General features: G+C 68.5%; 15 protein-coding genes. 3 read left to right on the top strand and 12 right to left on the bottom strand.

Annotated features, from left to right (window positions below):
• Positions 1-3: 3 nt before the first annotated feature.
• The 8 genes from ACWDMM_RS21970 to ACWDMM_RS22005 all read right to left on the bottom strand — a co-directional run bounded on the left by ACWDMM_RS21970 (position 4) and on the right by ACWDMM_RS22005 (position 8,354).
• Entirely contained in the window at positions 4-1,266 is a 1,263-nt protein-coding gene (locus ACWDMM_RS21970; protein WP_195081616.1) for a cytochrome P450, read from the bottom strand.
• 204 nt (positions 1,267-1,470) lie between these two features.
• A complete protein-coding gene (locus ACWDMM_RS21975) occupies positions 1,471-2,763 on the bottom strand; it encodes a cytochrome P450 (RefSeq protein ID WP_397070985.1) in 1,293 nt (430 codons plus the stop codon).
• Between the two features lie 298 nt (positions 2,764-3,061).
• Complete coding sequence (locus ACWDMM_RS21980) at positions 3,062-4,291, bottom strand: cytochrome P450 family protein (protein WP_195081615.1); 1,230 nt, start codon at positions 4,289-4,291, stop codon at positions 3,062-3,064.
• 13 nt (positions 4,292-4,304) lie between these two features.
• Positions 4,305-5,576, bottom strand: coding sequence for a cytochrome P450 (locus ACWDMM_RS21985; RefSeq protein WP_195081614.1), 1,272 nt, complete (start codon positions 5,574-5,576; stop codon positions 4,305-4,307).
• Positions 5,573-6,178, bottom strand: coding sequence for a GTP-binding protein (locus ACWDMM_RS21990; RefSeq protein WP_195081613.1), 606 nt, complete (start codon positions 6,176-6,178; stop codon positions 5,573-5,575). The genes ACWDMM_RS21985 and ACWDMM_RS21990 overlap by 4 nt, the downstream gene beginning before the upstream one ends.
• Entirely contained in the window at positions 6,153-6,503 is a 351-nt protein-coding gene (locus ACWDMM_RS21995; protein WP_039805398.1) for a DUF742 domain-containing protein, read from the bottom strand. Before ACWDMM_RS21995 ends, ACWDMM_RS21990 begins: the two co-directional genes overlap by 26 nt.
• 73 nt (positions 6,504-6,576) lie before the next feature.
• Positions 6,577-7,002, bottom strand: a complete 426-nt coding sequence (locus tag ACWDMM_RS22000; protein WP_039805396.1) for a roadblock/LC7 domain-containing protein — start codon at positions 7,000-7,002, stop codon at positions 6,577-6,579.
• The gene (locus ACWDMM_RS22005; protein WP_323124310.1) at positions 7,002-8,354 is read right to left on the bottom strand and encodes an ATP-binding protein; all 1,353 of its coding nucleotides are present in this window, start codon (positions 8,352-8,354) and stop codon (positions 7,002-7,004) included. Before ACWDMM_RS22005 ends, ACWDMM_RS22000 begins: the two co-directional genes overlap by 1 nt.
• Before the next feature lie 646 nt (positions 8,355-9,000).
• Here ACWDMM_RS22005 and ACWDMM_RS22010 point away from each other — a divergent pair.
• Positions 9,001-9,432, top strand: a complete 432-nt coding sequence (locus ACWDMM_RS22010) for a type II toxin-antitoxin system Rv0910 family toxin (RefSeq protein WP_195081611.1) — start codon at positions 9,001-9,003, stop codon at positions 9,430-9,432.
• A gap of 5 nt (positions 9,433-9,437) precedes the next feature.
• On the opposite strand, the gene ACWDMM_RS22015 is transcribed toward ACWDMM_RS22010, so the two are convergent.
• Positions 9,438-10,154 carry an SDR family NAD(P)-dependent oxidoreductase gene (locus ACWDMM_RS22015; RefSeq protein WP_195081610.1) on the bottom strand — a complete coding sequence of 239 codons (717 nt, stop codon included), beginning with the start codon at positions 10,152-10,154 and terminating at the stop codon, positions 9,438-9,440.
• 84 nt (positions 10,155-10,238) lie between these two features.
• Here ACWDMM_RS22015 and ACWDMM_RS22020 point away from each other — a divergent pair, with 84 nt between their 5' ends.
• Entirely contained in the window at positions 10,239-10,793 is a 555-nt protein-coding gene (locus ACWDMM_RS22020; protein WP_195081609.1) for a TetR/AcrR family transcriptional regulator, read from the top strand.
• A 195-nt stretch (positions 10,794-10,988) separates the two neighbouring features.
• Here ACWDMM_RS22020 and ACWDMM_RS22025 read toward each other — a convergent pair whose 3' ends face one another.
• Together ACWDMM_RS22025 and dapA are read right to left on the bottom strand one after the other, a co-directional pair.
• Positions 10,989-12,527 carry a DHA2 family efflux MFS transporter permease subunit gene (locus ACWDMM_RS22025; RefSeq protein WP_195081608.1) on the bottom strand — a complete coding sequence of 513 codons (1,539 nt, stop codon included), beginning with the start codon at positions 12,525-12,527 and terminating at the stop codon, positions 10,989-10,991.
• A complete protein-coding gene (gene dapA, locus ACWDMM_RS22030) occupies positions 12,524-13,459 on the bottom strand; it encodes a 4-hydroxy-tetrahydrodipicolinate synthase (RefSeq protein WP_195081607.1) in 936 nt (311 codons plus the stop codon). Before dapA ends, ACWDMM_RS22025 begins: the two co-directional genes overlap by 4 nt.
• Positions 13,460-13,530: 71 nt before the next feature.
• Here dapA and ACWDMM_RS22035 point away from each other — a divergent pair, with 71 nt between their 5' ends.
• Positions 13,531-14,406, top strand: a complete 876-nt coding sequence (locus tag ACWDMM_RS22035; protein ID WP_449939158.1) for a LysR substrate-binding domain-containing protein — start codon at positions 13,531-13,533, stop codon at positions 14,404-14,406.
• Positions 14,407-14,410: 4 nt separating this feature from the next.
• Here the strand turns inward: ACWDMM_RS22035 and ACWDMM_RS22040 are convergent, their stop codons facing one another.
• Positions 14,411-15,067 (bottom strand): EthD domain-containing protein, encoded by a 657-nt coding sequence (locus tag ACWDMM_RS22040; RefSeq protein WP_195081605.1) that lies wholly within the window; start codon positions 15,065-15,067, stop codon positions 14,411-14,413.
• Positions 15,068-15,177 lie beyond the last annotated feature (110 nt).

Raw genomic sequence — 15,177 nt, forward strand, 5'->3', positions numbered from 1 at the left:
TCCTTAGAAGACGGTCAGCGGAGGGGATTCGGGGAAGACGACCGGCAGCGACACCAGCGCACGGTGGAACGGCCCTGGCCGCCAGCTCAATTGATCGGGTTGCACGGCCAACCGCATCTCGGGCAGCGCGTCGAGAATCTGATCGATCGCGTCCTGCACCACCAGGTACGCGGCCGACCGGGCGGGGCAGGCGTGCGGGCCGACGCTCCAGGCCAGATGGGCACGGCTGTCGGTGCGCTGCCCGACGCCGATCGCCGGATCGTTGTTGCATCCGGCCATGCTGATCAATACCGGCTGGTGCGCGGGTAGCCAGACGTCATCGATGAGGATGGGCTGGCGCGGAAAGCTGACGCAGTAGTTGGCCATCGGCGGATCGTTGAACAGCACCTCGTCGAGGGCGTCGCGGGTGGAAAGGCTGCCGCCGAGGAAATCCCCCGCGAAACGTTCGTCGGTGAGCATCAGCAGCACCGTGTTGACGATCAGGTTCTGCATCGGTTCGATGCCCGCGCCGTAGAGGGTGATGAGCTGATGGATCATCTCGACGTCGTCCAGCCCGGCTTCGTGCCGCAGCAGCCGGGAGGTGATGTCGTCGCCGGATTCCTTGCGCTTGAGCTGCACCAGTTCGAACAGCGCGTCGCTGAGCATCGCGTTGCCCTTGTCCGCGTTGACGCCTTCGAAGATGGCGGCCATACCGGTCGCGACCTGCTGGCCGATGTCGGGCGGGCAGCCGATCATGGCGTTGAGCACAGCGAAGCTGAGCGGAAACGCGTACTGGCTGATCAGATCCGCCGCGCCGTCCTCGCAGAAGGCGTTGATCAGCGGGACGGCGATCTGCTCGACCGTTCCGTGCAGCGCGTGCAGATCGACCCCGGCGATGCTGGCGACATTCGCCTGCCGGTAGCGCAGATGCTCGAGGCCCGAACTGCGCAGCGCGTTCTTCCGCCACTCCAGCATCGGCAGGACCGGGCACTCGCCCGGGATGTCCTTCTGCCAGATCCGCGGATCGGCCGGAAAATGATCGGGATCGTTCAGGATGCGCAGCGCGGTGTGGTAGCCGATCACCAAGGTGGCGGGCACGCCGGGCGACAGCTCGACCGGGACGAGGGAACCGTACCTGCGGCGCATTTCACGGTATGCCCCGTGCGGATCTTGGGCGTATTCCTGCGAATACAGCGGGTAGCGGGGGCCGCTGGTGTCGATCGGCGAGCCGTGCGCGACGGGGCACCCGTTCGCGGAAGTGGACGGCGGGAAGTGTGGCGTGGTCAAAAGACGAAACTCCAGAGGAACGAACATGCGACGAACGCGATCGACCGGGCGCTGGCGCGCCGCGACGGCGTAGGCCGGCGTGATGCGTGGGATCGGTGACAGGCCGGCGCACACCCTCATCAGCTGTGTGCACGACGACCTCTGAGCGGCAACCTCCTTCCGGATCGGAACGCGGCGATGTCGGCTCGCCGGAGCAGAGCGCGGCTACCTCGCCGCGCTGCCCTCCGGCTGCGACGCATAGCCCGGCAGGGGCGGGGATGCCGGGAAGAGCACCGGCAGTGCGGTCAGCGACCGATGGAACGGACCGGGCCGCCAGCTCAGCTCCTCGGCGGGGACGGCCAGCCGCAGCTCGGGCAACGCGTCGAGCAGCTGATCGATGGCGTCCTGGGCGATCAGATAGGCCACCGACCGAGCCGGACAGGTGTGCGGCCCGACGCTCCAGGCCAGATGAGCGCGGTTGTCGGTGTAGGCGCCGGTGTTGATGGCCGGATCGTTGTTGCATCCGGCCATGCTGATCACCACCGGCTGGTGGGCGGGCAGCCAGACGCCGTCGACGAGCATCGGCTGCCGCGGGAAGGTGACGCAGTAGTTCGACAGCGGCGGGTCGGTGAACAGCACCTCGTCCAGCGCGTCCCGCGTCGACAGGCTGCCGCCGAGGATGCCGCCGGCGAACCGCTGGTCGGTGAGCATCAGCCGCAGCGTGTTGACGATCAGGTTCTGCTGCGGCTCGATGCCCGCGCCGTAGAGCATCAGCACCTGCTGGACCATCTCCTCGTCGTCGAAGTCGACGGGGTGGCGCACGATCCGGGAGACGATGTCGTCGCCGGGATGAGATCGCTTGAGCGCCACCAGGTCCGACATCGCGTCGTTGAACATCGCGTTGCCCTGCTCGGCGTCAACGCCTTCGAACATCGCCGCCAGTCCCATCGCGGCCCGCTGCCCGATGTCCGGCGGGCAGCCGAGCATCGCGTTGATCACCGCGAACGCCAGCGGGAAGGCGTACTGCGCGATCAGGTCCGCCGAGCCGTCCCCGCAGAAGGAGTTGATCAGCGGAACGGCGATCTGCTCCACGGTGTTGTGCAGCGCGAACTGGTCGATCTCCTCGATGCCCGCGACCGTGGCCTGCCGGTACCTGGCATGCTCTTGGCCGGAGTTGCGGATCGCGGCCGGACGCCACTCGAGCAGGGGCAGGACCGGGCAGTCGCTGGGCACGGTCTGCTGCCAGGTCCGCGAATCGGAGGGGAAATGATCGGGATCGTTCAGGATGCGCAACGCGGTGTGATAACCGATCACCAGCGTCGCGGGCACGCCCGGTGACAGTTCCACCGGCACCAGCGAACCGTACCGCGCGCGTGCTTCTCGATAGACATGGTGTGGGTCCGCCGCGAAATCGTCCGTGTAGAGCGCTATCCGCGGGCCATCGGCGCCGACCGGGGACCCGTGCGGGATCGGGCAGCCGCCGAGGGAGGACGATGTCGAGGACTGTGGGTGGGTCAAAACGTGACTCCAAAGTCGGAACGTTCGACGAGCAGGGTTGCCGGACGACACGCGGCCCCGGGTCTCGGGAACCGAATCCGCCGTGCGAGCGTAGCGAATTCCAGTGATTGATCGAATTCCACTGCGGCAGAGCATATCTCGTACTTCGCAGCGACGCGATGGGGCAGGTTCCGCGTGGCCCCCGCGCGGTGGAAACACCTGTACCCGCGTATCCGCGAGGGATACGCGGGCGGTCCAACCCGGCACGGCAGCGGCGAGCACCCATGCCGGGATGTGCTCGAGATGTCCTCGCGGCCTGCTACTCCGTGGCCTCCAGGAACACCGGCAGCTCGGAATGGCCGTTGGAGATGAAGCTGAGCACGGTGCCCAGCTCCGACGGATCGACCGCGAGGCGCATGTCCGGGAAGCGCCGGAAGATGGCGGGCAGAGCGATCTCGGCTTCCAGCCGGGCCAGTGGCGCGCCCAGGCAGTGATGCGCCCCGTAACCGAAGGCCAGGTGATCCTTGACCGTCCGGCGCGGATCGAACTCGTCGGCGTTCGTACCGTGCACCTTCGGATCCCGGTTGGCCGCCACATAGGAGGCCAGGATGGCTTCGCCCTTGGGGATGCGGACGTCGGCGATGTCGATGTCCTCCACCGCGTAGCGCAGCGGCAGGTGCGCGACCGGCGCCTCGAAACGCAGCGATTCCTCCACCACGTCCGACCAGGGGATCCGGCCGGAGACCACGTCGGCACGCTGATCCTGGCGGGTGAGCAGCGCGAAGATGGCCTGATCGAGCAGGTTCACCGTGGTCTCGTGCCCGGCGTTGATGACCAGCATCAGGGTGTCGACGAGTTCCTTCTCGGTCAGCTGCGAGCCGTCCTCCTCGTCGCGGCTGGCGATCAGCACGCTGGTGATGTCGTCGCCGGGGGTCTCCCGCCGGTAGGCCACGAGCTCGCTGATGAGCCGGTACATCTCCAGGTAGTTGGCCTGGGCCTGCTCCGGCCCGAACGACGTGTCGAAGAACCCGTCGACGCATTTCCGCACGCCGGGGCCGAGATGCTCGGGCACGCCCATCAACTCGGTGATGACCTGGATCGGCACCGGATAGGCATAGCCCTCACGCAGATCGACGGCGGTACCGCGCGGGGTCGCCGCCAGCCCGTCGAGCAACTCGGCGGTGATCGCTTCGATGCGCGGTCGAAGCGCCACCGTGCGACGGTGCGTGAACGCGGGGGCGACCAGCTTGCGCAGCCGCCGATGCTCGGCGCCGTAGGCGGTGAACATATTGTCGACCGCCACCCACGGGAGCAGCGGCCATTCCTCGGTGATCTCGCCGTTCATGAACGCGGCCCAGTGCTGCCTGGGATCTTTCGACACGCGCGGGTCGGCCAGAAGGCTCTTGAGCACGACGGCATCGGTGATCGACCACGCCGGCACCCCGCCGGGCAGTTCCACCAGGGCCACCGGCCCACGCTCGCGCAGCCGCGCCGCCTCGCCTTGGATATCGGAACCGGTCAGATCCAAGACTATCGGCTCTTGCGACATCGGACGCTTCTCCTTACACCATGTTCAACGGAGGGGACTCGGGGAAGACGACCGGCAGGGCCGCCAACGCCCGGTGGAAGGGGCCGGGCCGCCAGACCACGTCGTCCGCGGGCACGGCCAGCTGCATTTCCGGTAGCGCATCGAGGAGTTGGTCGATGGCTTCTTGGACGACCACGGACGCGACGGACTTCGCGGGGCAGGCGTGCGGTCCGACCGCCCACGCCAGATGCGAGCGGTTGCCGGTGCGGTCACCGCCGCGGATCGCCGGATCGTTGTTGCACGCGGCCAGGCTGACCAGCACCGGCTGGTGCGCGGGCAACCAGACGTTGTCGATCAGGATGGGCTGGCGCGGGTAGGTGATGCAGAAGTTCGCCATCGGCGGGTCGTTGAACAACACCTCGTCCAGCGCGTCCCGCGTCGAGAGGGCGCCGCCGAGCATGTCGCCGCCGAAACGGTCGTCGGTGAGCATCAGCAGCAGGGTGTTGGTGATCAGGTTCTGCTGCGGCTCGATGCCGGCGCCGTAGAGGCTGATCAGGTTGTACAGCAGTTCTTCGTCGTTGAGACCGGACGAGTGATGGACCAACCGGGAGGTCACATCGTCGCCCGGCTCCGCGCGGCGCTGCTGGATCAGCTCCATCAACGCCTCGGAGAGCATCTGCATGCCCTTGGCCGCCTCGACGGTGTCGAACAGCATCGCCATGCCGGTGGCCACCCGCTGTCCCAGTTCCGCTGAACAGCCGACGATCCGGTTGAGCACCTCGAACACGAGCGGGAACGCGTATTGCGTGACCAGATCGGCGGATCCGGTGGTGCAGAAGCTGTTGATCAGCGGAATGGCGATGCGCTCCACCATCGAGTGCACCTCGTGCAGGTCGATGGCGTCGATGCTCGCGACGTACGCACTCCGGTAGCGGGCGTGCGCCGCGCCGCTGTTGCGCAGCGCGTTCGGGTACCACTCCATCATCGGACGGATGGGCGAGTCCTCGGGGATGTTCTTCTGCCAGACGCGCGGATCGGCGGGGAAGTGCTCGGGATCGTTGAGGATCCGCACGGCTTCCTGATAGCCGATCACCAGAGTGGCGGGCACCCCCGGCGAGAGTTCGATCGGGACCAACGAACCATGGCGCCTGCGCATTTCCCGGTAGATCCCGTGGGGGTCGGCCGCGAATCCGTCGGTGTAGAGCGGGATTCTGGGACCGTCGGTGTCGATCGGCGATCCGTGTGCGACCGGGCAGGCGCCGCTGGATAGGTGCGCGAGGTTGTTCGAGGACTGTGGCGTGGTCAAATGCGCGACTCCAAACGGTGGAACAAGAATTCGACAAGCGTGATCAGCGAACGCAGGCAGGTGCCGCGGTCCCTGGCGTCCAGCGACGTCAGGGGGGTGCCGGGTTCCAGGTCGAGGGCATCGCGCACTTCGTCGAGCGGATAGTGCCTCGCGCCTTCGAATTGGTTGACGGCCACCGAATACGGCACGCCGCGTTCCTCCAGCACCGAGAGCACCTCGTCGGACTTCTCGATGCGGCGGGTGTCCACCAGCACCAGCGCGCCGAGCGCACCGCGGGCAAGTTCCTCCCACAGGGGGACGAACCGCTGCTGGCCCGGAGTGCCGAACAGGTAGAGCGCCAGTTTGGGACTGAGGGTGATGCGGCCGAAGTCCATCGCGACCGTGGTCTGCGACTTGCCGGGCAGCCCCGCCATGTCGTCGACGCCGACGCTGGCTTCGGTGATGGTCTCCTCGGTGCGCAGCGGTTTGATCTCCGAGACGCTGCTCACGAACGTGGTTTTGCCGACACCGAAGTTGCCGGCCACCAGCAGTTTCACCGAGCGGGTCACGGTCTCCGGCACGTAATCGACGGCGCGATCAGACGGCGAGAGCACGGAGCCCATTGAGTACCTCCTCCAGCAGAGCGATCTCCGGCAGGGACTCGGCCGGGGTGGGTGTGACCAGGTGTCCGCCGTCCATGAGATCGGACGCGACGATCTTCACGACGGACGGCGGAAGGTCGAGGTACGCCGCGATCTCCGCGATCGACAGCGCACCCCGACGGCTGCACAGGGCCATGACCCGGCGCGCATCGGGCGACGCGCCGGGGAGTGGATCTTTGGCGGTCAGGACCAAAGTGACCAGGTCCAGCTCGCGAGTGGGGCGCGTACGCCCTCCGGTGCGCACATAAGCCCGGACCAGGTCCGGATCGCGCCGCGGCTTGCTCATGACGGCACCTCGCTCTCGCTCGGCTCCGTGCTGCCCAGCGGCGCAGTACCTCTGACTCGCTCGCTGCGCTCGATCATGGCATTTCGCTGCCGTCTACGCGCCTGCGCGGCTGACTGCCGAGCTCGCGTCCGACCCGGCCCGCCAGCTCGTTCATCCGGTGGGCGACGAGGCCCACGTCGATGTCGTTGGTGGTGGCGACGCCGAGCAGCGCGCCCTCGCCCGCGGCGGTGATGAGGATCATCCCCTGGTCGTACTCGGTCATGTTCTGCCGCACGCCGTTGGTGGCGTCACCGCAGAATTCGCCGAGCGCCTTACCGAGCGAACGCAGGCCGGAGGCCGCGGCGGCGAAGCGTTCCGCCTCGTCGCGGGCGATCCCCGTGGAGTGCGCGATCCGCAGGCCGTCGTCGGACAGCAACACCGAGAACCGCACACCCGTGATGCTGAGATCTTCGAGTAGCCAGCCCAGTTTGTTGCTGCTGTCGGTCACGGGTGTGGCCATCAGGATGTCATCCCTTCCGTGTCATCAGATGCGGCGGCACGGCCGCTCTTGGAGCCGGTATGCCAAGCTGCGGCGACCTCTGGGCGCGCGAGGCCGGGTTCGGTGCGCGGCCCGACCGGGGCGAGCGCGACCGTTCTGCGTCGCCGCTTGGGTAGCCCGCCGCTGGTGATCTCGCTCACCGACAGCGACGGCTCGTTCTCGCCGGGCTGTTCGCTCGGCGCGTCCTGCGCGGGAACCGTGACCGGCTCCGGTTTTGCCTCGGTCACGGGCGCGACCTCCTGGACGTTCTGCGGGGCGACCAGCAGCGACTCCGGGATGTAGACCATCGCGCGCATGCCGCCGTAGACGTTCGGGCCGTCGATGTAGACGGTGAAACCGTAGCGGCGAGCCAGCGCGGCGATGCCCGGGAAGCCGACCTTCGGCGACGGGCCGAGCTGGTGGATGTCGACGGGCCGCTCGTGCGCGAGCACCTGGCGGGCCTCCTCCATCTGCTCGGCGTTCATCCGCACGCCCGCGTCATCGATGATGACGGTGACGCCGTGGTGGCCCTCCTGGAAGTTGACGTCCACATAGGAAGTCGGCGGCGAATACCGCAACGCGTTGTCCAGCAAGGTCGCCAGCGTGTGCACGAGCGGTTCCACCGCGCGGCTGATCACGACACGGTCGAGCTGGTTGGGCCGCACCCGCAGGTACTCCCTGACGCGGCCGATGGCTCCGCCGACCACGTCGGTCAGCGTCTGCGCGGGCCAGCGGCGGCCGGGCAGACCACCACAGACGATCACGTAGGACTGCGCCTGACGGATCATCTGCTGCACGGTGTGGTCGATGCGGGTGAGGGTTTCGTACACCGCGTCGTCGCGGTGCTCGCGCAGCGCGGCGCTCACCACCTGGCTGACGTCGGCGCCGAGACTGACCACGGAGGTGCCGAAGGAGCGGACCGCGGCGCTGGTCGCCTGGCGCGACGCGGCGGCGACCTCGTTGCGCGCGGCCTCCTCCGCCGCCTTGATCGCCTGCTGCGCCTCGTTGTTGGTCAGGTCCCTGGTCTCCGAGCGCATCAGGCTCAGGTCGTCGGCGTACCGCTCGGAGATCCACCGCAGGATCTGCGCGAGCCGCGAATTCTCCATGCCTGCCTGCACTTCGACCGGAGGCACCTGCGACTCGAACCGGCGGATCGAATCGGCCACCGCGGGTAACGTGGTGGCGGCGAACCGCTCGAGCGTGTCCTCGGTCGCGCGCTGTTCCCTGGCCAGAGCCTCGACCTTGGCCCGTTGAGCCCTGGCATACTGCACTGCGTACAACGCCCCCGCTACGGCGATCACCAAAGCGGCGGCGAGGATCCATGAAAGCACCACGGCGATATCTTGATTCATCAGTTCTTTCGTCGTTGACTGGTCTCGAGGAATCGGCCCACTGCCATCCTGCTTCGCTCGCCTTCCCTCGCCTGCCGACCATGAACGGACCGGTCGGTGGAGTCCGCGTCGGAGTACCGGAACCCGCGACGGCACCGGCGCTCACCGAGAGCGCCTACCGCACAGTGCCCGCAGGACAGGCGATTACACGTCAATCGCCGACCGCCCGGATCGTATCCGAACGGTAACCAGAACCCGACCATTCGCACATTAGCAGCATTCCAACGAAGTCTCTGCCGATCCCATCGACACTTTCCGGATTCCCGGAACTGGGACGATAGGTGCCGCGGATCGCGACATAGCCGGGCAATAATGTTGGGCTGTCGTGCAACCCGCGCACCATTCGTCCTGCGTACGGGCCCGCGCGCCGGACGGGCACCGGGGAGGCCGTGGCTGCGCGAAGACAGGGACACCGACCGCATCCGCGGCCGAACAGCGAGAATGCGCGTTCGCTGACGTATCAACAAATGCATTGGCGGCTGTTCGAATTCGGGTTCGCAAAGTTGCGTCCACCTCGGCGCCCGGGCGACCGCCGGGCTCGGCCGCCCTCGCGACGAACCGGGCCACCGGGGCCGGATACCATGCGCCCATGGCAAAGCTGAAGGTCTCGGTCGACGTTCCGATCTCGCCCGAGCAGGCCTGGACGCACACCTCCAACCTCGCCGAACTCGACAAATGGCTGACCATGCACGAAGCGTGGCGCGGCGAGGTTCCCGCCGAACTGACCGTCGGCACTCAACTGGTCGGCATCGCCTCGGTGAAGGGCCTGCGCAACCGGGTCACCTGGACCGTGCGCGCCGCCGAGCCGCCGCGCCGCCTGCAACTGACCGGCGCGGGCAAGGGCGGAACCAAACTGGGATTGCAGCTGCTCGTCGCCCCGAAGGGCTCCGGTTCGGAGGTCACCGTTGACATCGAGCTCGGCGGCGCACCGCTGTTCGGGCCGATCGGATCCGGTGTGGCCCGCGCCGTCAAGGGCGATATCGAACGTTCCCTGGACCGCTTCATCGCCCTGTACGGCTGACCTCGTCACCCACCGAAGACGTCGAAGATCGCTTCGGCACGGTCGCGGGCGCGGTACATGCCCCACGCGGTCTCGGCCAAGTCGTCCGGATCGAGAGTGTGGCCTTCCGTGCTGCCGAAGCGCGCCGGGTCGGCGGAGACCATCGCGTGGATGTCCCCGCGCTCGACGAGGCCGCCGATGGTGAGCGTGCCCGCGTAGAGCCCGCGTTCGGCCAGCGCCGCGTTGAGAGTGAGCGCGTAATTCCGCAGCGCGGCGGCCGCGAGGGCGAGGTGGCCGAGCATGGGCATGGGACGAACGCTGGAAAGCCCGCCCGCGAAGAACAACGCTCCCTTCCCACGATCGAGCATGCCCGGCAGCACGTCGCTCACCACGTCGACCGCGGGCCACACCCACTCGAACGCCGATCGCGCCGTTACCGCGTCGATGTCGGTGATCGGCACGGGCTGCTGCGTCGGCCCCGGTCCGTAATAGAGCATTCCGATCGGCCCCGCCCCGTGGATGTCGCCGAGTACCGCGCCGAGCCGCGACCGGTCGGTGACGTCCGCGACGTGGGCGGTGGCGTCGATCCCGCGCTCGGCCAAGTCCGCGACGTACGCGGCGTGCCGTGCGTCGCTGCGCGAGATCAGCGCGACGCGGAAACCTTCCCGTCCGAAGCGCCGGGCCATCGACATCCCGAGGCCGGGCCCGACACCGACGATCACCGCTGTTCCCTGATCCACCATGGATTCTCCTTACTTGAGGCCCCCCTCGATTTATCACCGTAGCACGAAAATCGAGGCGGCCCTCAGGTTCGGTAGGATGATCGCGTGACCAAACCGCTGCGCCGGGACGCCGCTCGCAATCGCGACAATCTGCTGCGGGCAGCGGCCGAGGTGTTCACCGAACAGGGCCTCGACGGCTCGCTGGAGGAGATCGCGCGGCGCGCAGGCGTCAGCATCGGGACGCTGTACAACCATTTCCCCACCCGCGACACCCTGATCGATGCCCTTCTGCCGCCCCGGCTGGCCGCGGTGGACGAGATCGCCGCCCGCGCGGCGGCCGAACCCGACGCGTGGACGGCGTTCACCGGATTCGTGGAAGACCTGCTCGGCAGGCTCACCGCCGATCGCGGGCTGCTCGAGGCGTTCACCGGGGATCATCCAGCGGCGGCTCAGCTGGCGCAGGCCTGTCAGCGCGGGATGTCGCACCTGTCGGCGGTGCTCGCGCGCGTCCGGGAGGCCGGCGCATTGCGTGCCGACGCGACCGACGAGGATGTCGTCAACTTGGTGTGGGCGCTGTCGCTGCTCGGCGAGACCACCGGCTCGCCGTCGTGGCGGCGCGGCCTGGAGATCGTCTTCGACGGGCTTCGCAGCGATCGCTGAACTACATTCCGCTCGGCGGCTCGGCCATGACCGCCTACGCGAAGCGAAGGCATCTGCACGCGAGCAACAAGCACGACGCACGGCACCGAGGACCGCTTCGGTCCCGCCGCAAGAAAATAGGGGCCGCGGCGATACGCCCGGCCCCTGTCGCGGTACCGGCCCCGGGATCGGCAGGCGACCCCGGGGCCGGTACCCCTAGGCGTGCACCACCGTCGCCGGGTCGGCCGCCTGCGGGTTCTTCGGCTTCGTGCGCGGCAGGAACGACGCCGGGATCAAGGTGAGCACGATCAGCACCAGCGCGACCACGTAGGTGTGGCTGAAGGCTTCCGCGGCCTGCTGCAAACCGGTTTCGACGGCTCCGGGCGGAAGCTGGCCCGCCAGATTCGGATCGAAGTTCGCCGCGATCGCCGGGCGAGCCAGCGGCTGGTTGTTCAGCAGGTTGGTCAGCACCACCGACATCGTCGCCGTGCCGATGGAGCCAGCGGTCTGGTTGACGATGTTCATCAGCGTCGACCCGCGCGCCACCTGCTGGTGGGTCAGGGTCTGGATCGCCGCGGTCATGATCGGCATCATGGTGCAGCCCATGCCGAGGCCCATCACGAACAGGGCGCCGATCATGGGGAGATACGAGCTGTCCGCGTCGAGTTGGACGAAGTAGGCCGTCCCGATCGAGATCAGCGTGATGCCGATCATGACGATCTTGCCAGGGCCGATCTTGTCCACGAAGCGGCCCGCGATCGGCATGCTGAGCATCGCGCCGATGCCCTGCGGCGCGATCAGCAGACCGGCTTGCAGCGCCGACTCACCGCGCACCTGTTGCAGATAGGTCGGCAGCAGCAGACCCGCTCCGAAGAACGCCACGGCGAACAACACCATCGTGAGCACCGCGAAGGTGAGCGCGCGGTTGCGGAACAGGTGCAGATCGATCAGCGGGTGCTCGGTGCGCAGCGCGTGGAACACGAACGCGGCCATCAGCAGTGCGCCGATGGCGGCCGGGATCAGCACCCGCGCCGCGAGTACCGTGCCCTGCTCCGGGATGGAGGAGACGCCGAACAGGAACAGCGCCAGGCCGGGCGAGGCCAGCAGCATGCCGATGAAGTCGAACGACTCCGACGGCTCCGGTTTGTCGCCGGGCAGCACGATGAACGCCAGCGTCAGGGCGATCACGCCGATCGGCAGGTTGATCAGGAAGATCCAGTGCCAGCTGAAGTTCTCGATCAGCCAGCCACCCAGGATCGGTCCGCCGATCGGGCCGAGCAGCATCGGCACGCCGAGCACCGCCATCACCCGGCCGACCCGCTGCGGACCGGCCGCGTGGGTCATGATCGTCATGCCCAGCGGCATCAGCATGCCGCCGCCGAGGCCCTGGATCACGCGGAAGGCGATCAGCGACTCGATGTTCCACGCCGTGCTGCACAGCAGGGAGCCGAGTACGAAGAAGGTCAGCGCCATGATGTACAGCCGCTTGGTGCCGAAGCGGTCGGCCGCCCATCCGGTCAGCGGGATCACGGTGGCCAGCGCCAGCGTGTACCCGGTCATCGTCCACGCCGCGATGGCGTAGCTCGTGTCGAACTCGCGCTGGAAGGTCGGTATCGCGACGCTGACGACGGTGATGTCGAGAATCGACATGATCGCGCCGAGCACCACGACGCCCGCGACCTTGAAAACGGCCGCGTCGAGTTTGTCGGTCGCCGGGTCGGGCCCAGCCGCCTGGGTATCCGGAGGTTGTGTCACCGCTTAAGCGTGGCACCTTCGCGGCCGCAATACCAGTGATTACGGGTTCCCGATGCCGGAAATTCCGCCAGCGCGGACAACGCGGCCCGCGTCGCGGCCTCGCTCGCGGGCAGCAAGGGCAACCGTACCGCAGGGCTCGGAATACGGCCCTGCGCCGCGAGCACCGCTTTGATCACCACGGGATTGGGTTCGGCGAACAGCGCGGCCGACAATACCGCCAGCCGGTGCCCGAGCGACCGCGCCGCGTCGACCGGACCGCAGCGCCACGCCTCGACCATCGCCGCGAACGAGGAGGTGCCCACCGCGGCCGATGCCGCGATCGCGCCGGACGCGCCGAGGGCCAGCAGCGGCGCGGCGAACAGGTCGTCACCGGCCAGCACGGCGAAGTCGGCGGGCCGGGCGGCCATCAGCGCGACCGTGGCGTCGTCGACGGCGCCGACGGCATGCTTCAGGCCGATGACGCCGGGCAGATCGGCCAGCGCCAAGAGGGCGTCGGCGCTCAGGGGAAGCCCGGTCCGGTAGGGGATGTGGTAGACGATCAGCGGCACCGGAGAGGCGGCCGCGAGGGCGCGGAAATGCGCGAGCACGCCCGCCTCGGAGGGGCGCGTGTAATACGGGACCACGGTCAGCGCCGCGGTGCTGCCCGGATCGAGACCGGCGAGGGCCGCCACGGAAGCGGCCGTCGCGTTCGATCCGGCGCCGACGATCAGCGGCGCGTCGCGTTCGCGGCACACACGCGCGCAGACGGCGATCACCTCCGCACGCTCGGCGGCGGTCAGGGTGGCCGGTTCCCCGGTGGTACCGAGCGCGACGATGCCGGTCGCGCCGTCGTCGAGCACCTCGTGCGCGAGCCGCTCGAGCGCGTCGGCGGCGAGTGCGCCGTCGGCCGTGAACGGGCTGACCAGGGGAACGAAGAGACCTGCGAGCGTCATGACAATTAGCCTGGGCGCTGGAAACCATCAGATCCAGTTCACATTTCTGACGCACACCATAAGCTCGACTTATGCTCGACGTCCGACGGCTCCGCCTGCTGCGGGAACTGGCGCACCGCGAAACCATCGCCGCGGTCGCCGATGCCCTGGCATACACCCCCTCGGCGGTCTCCCAGCAACTCGCCGCGCTGGAACGCGAAGCGGGCGTGCCCCTGTTGACGCGAACCGGCAGGCGGGTGACGCTGACCCCGGCGGCCGTCGCCCTCGTCGAGCACACCGAACGGATACTCGCTCAGCTCGAGCAGGCCACCGCCGAACTCGCCGCGATCCGCGCCGAACTCACCGGAATCCTGCGCATCGGCGCGTTTCCCACCGCGGTGCGGACCATCCTCTCCCCCGCGCTCGTCGCGCTGAGCAGTGCGCATCCCCGGCTGGAATTGCGCGTGACGGAGCTGGATCCGGCGCTGGCGCCCGACGCGCTGCGTGCCGAGACCCTGGACGTCGCGCTGATCCAGGAATACGACTACGCGCCGGTCCCCGCCGATCCCGCCTTGGACAGCGAGCCGCTGTTCGATGAGATCGTCCATCTGGCCGCGCGTACCGCGCAGCCGCTCGCGGCACACCGCGAAAGCCCCTGGATCGCAAGCACTCCAGGCACGCTGTGCCACACGATGACCGTGCGCGCCTGCGAGGCGGCGGGATTCACGCCCCGGATCCGGCATCACGCCGACGATTTCGGCACGGTCCTCGCGCTGGTGGCCGCGGGTCAGGGCGTCGCGCTGGTCCCGGAATTCGGGACGCGGGATTGTCCGCCGGGCGTCACGCTCGGTGCGCTGCCGATGCGACGGCGCACGCACCTCGCCTACCGGCGCGGCGCGGGCGAGCATCCGGCCGTGCGCGCCGCACGCCACGCGCTGCGCGAATCGGCGGGACGCTGCGGCCACTGACCCCTCAGCGCAACCGGTACCGGCTGGTGGGCACCACGTCCAGGTTGCGATCACCGCCGAAGGTTGCGACGCTGCTCATCAGCCGCTGGATGCGGCGGGTGAGTTCCGCCCCGTCACCGCCGCTGCCGTAGAAGGCGTGCGGATCGGTGAGCGCCTCGAGAGGGAACAGCTCCTCCACGATGCCGGCGATGTCCGGCGCGGCGGCCGTCGCGGGTCCGGTCACGACGTTCTGCACGTAGCCGAAGGTCGCCTGGGTCTCGATGGCGACGGCCGTGTGGTGGTTGCGCCAGCGGTCCAGCCACTCGGCCCGCGACAACTCGTCCGGCTTGCGCAGGAAGGCGATGTTCGACAGGCCGGGGGCACGCTCGAGCGCGGCGGTGACCGGCGGCGGAATCGGCGTCGCCTCTTCGACGTGCCACCCTTCCACCTTTTCGGCGACGCTGCCCAGCACCCGCACCGCGACCTCTTCCCGCGGCGCATCCGCCCACCAGACGCTGACGACGGCCTGCACGGGCGCGTCGAACGTGGTGATGCGCAGCATGGCCGTCTCGACCGCCGCGTCGGAGATGTTCGCCTGCACCGCGGCGGCCACGGCCGACAGCGGCGCGAAGTCCGCCGCGAGCAGGTCGCCAACACCCCACAGCGCGAAGACGCTTTTCATCGGCAGGTCACTTTCTAGAACACGTTTCACTCAGGTCCGAGCCTAGCCCACCGGCACGGTTGGCCGCCGGGGCTCGGGGTATCCGACCGTCAGACTCGGCGAAGGTGGGT

The organism is Nocardia sp. NPDC003726 (assembly GCF_053586955.1).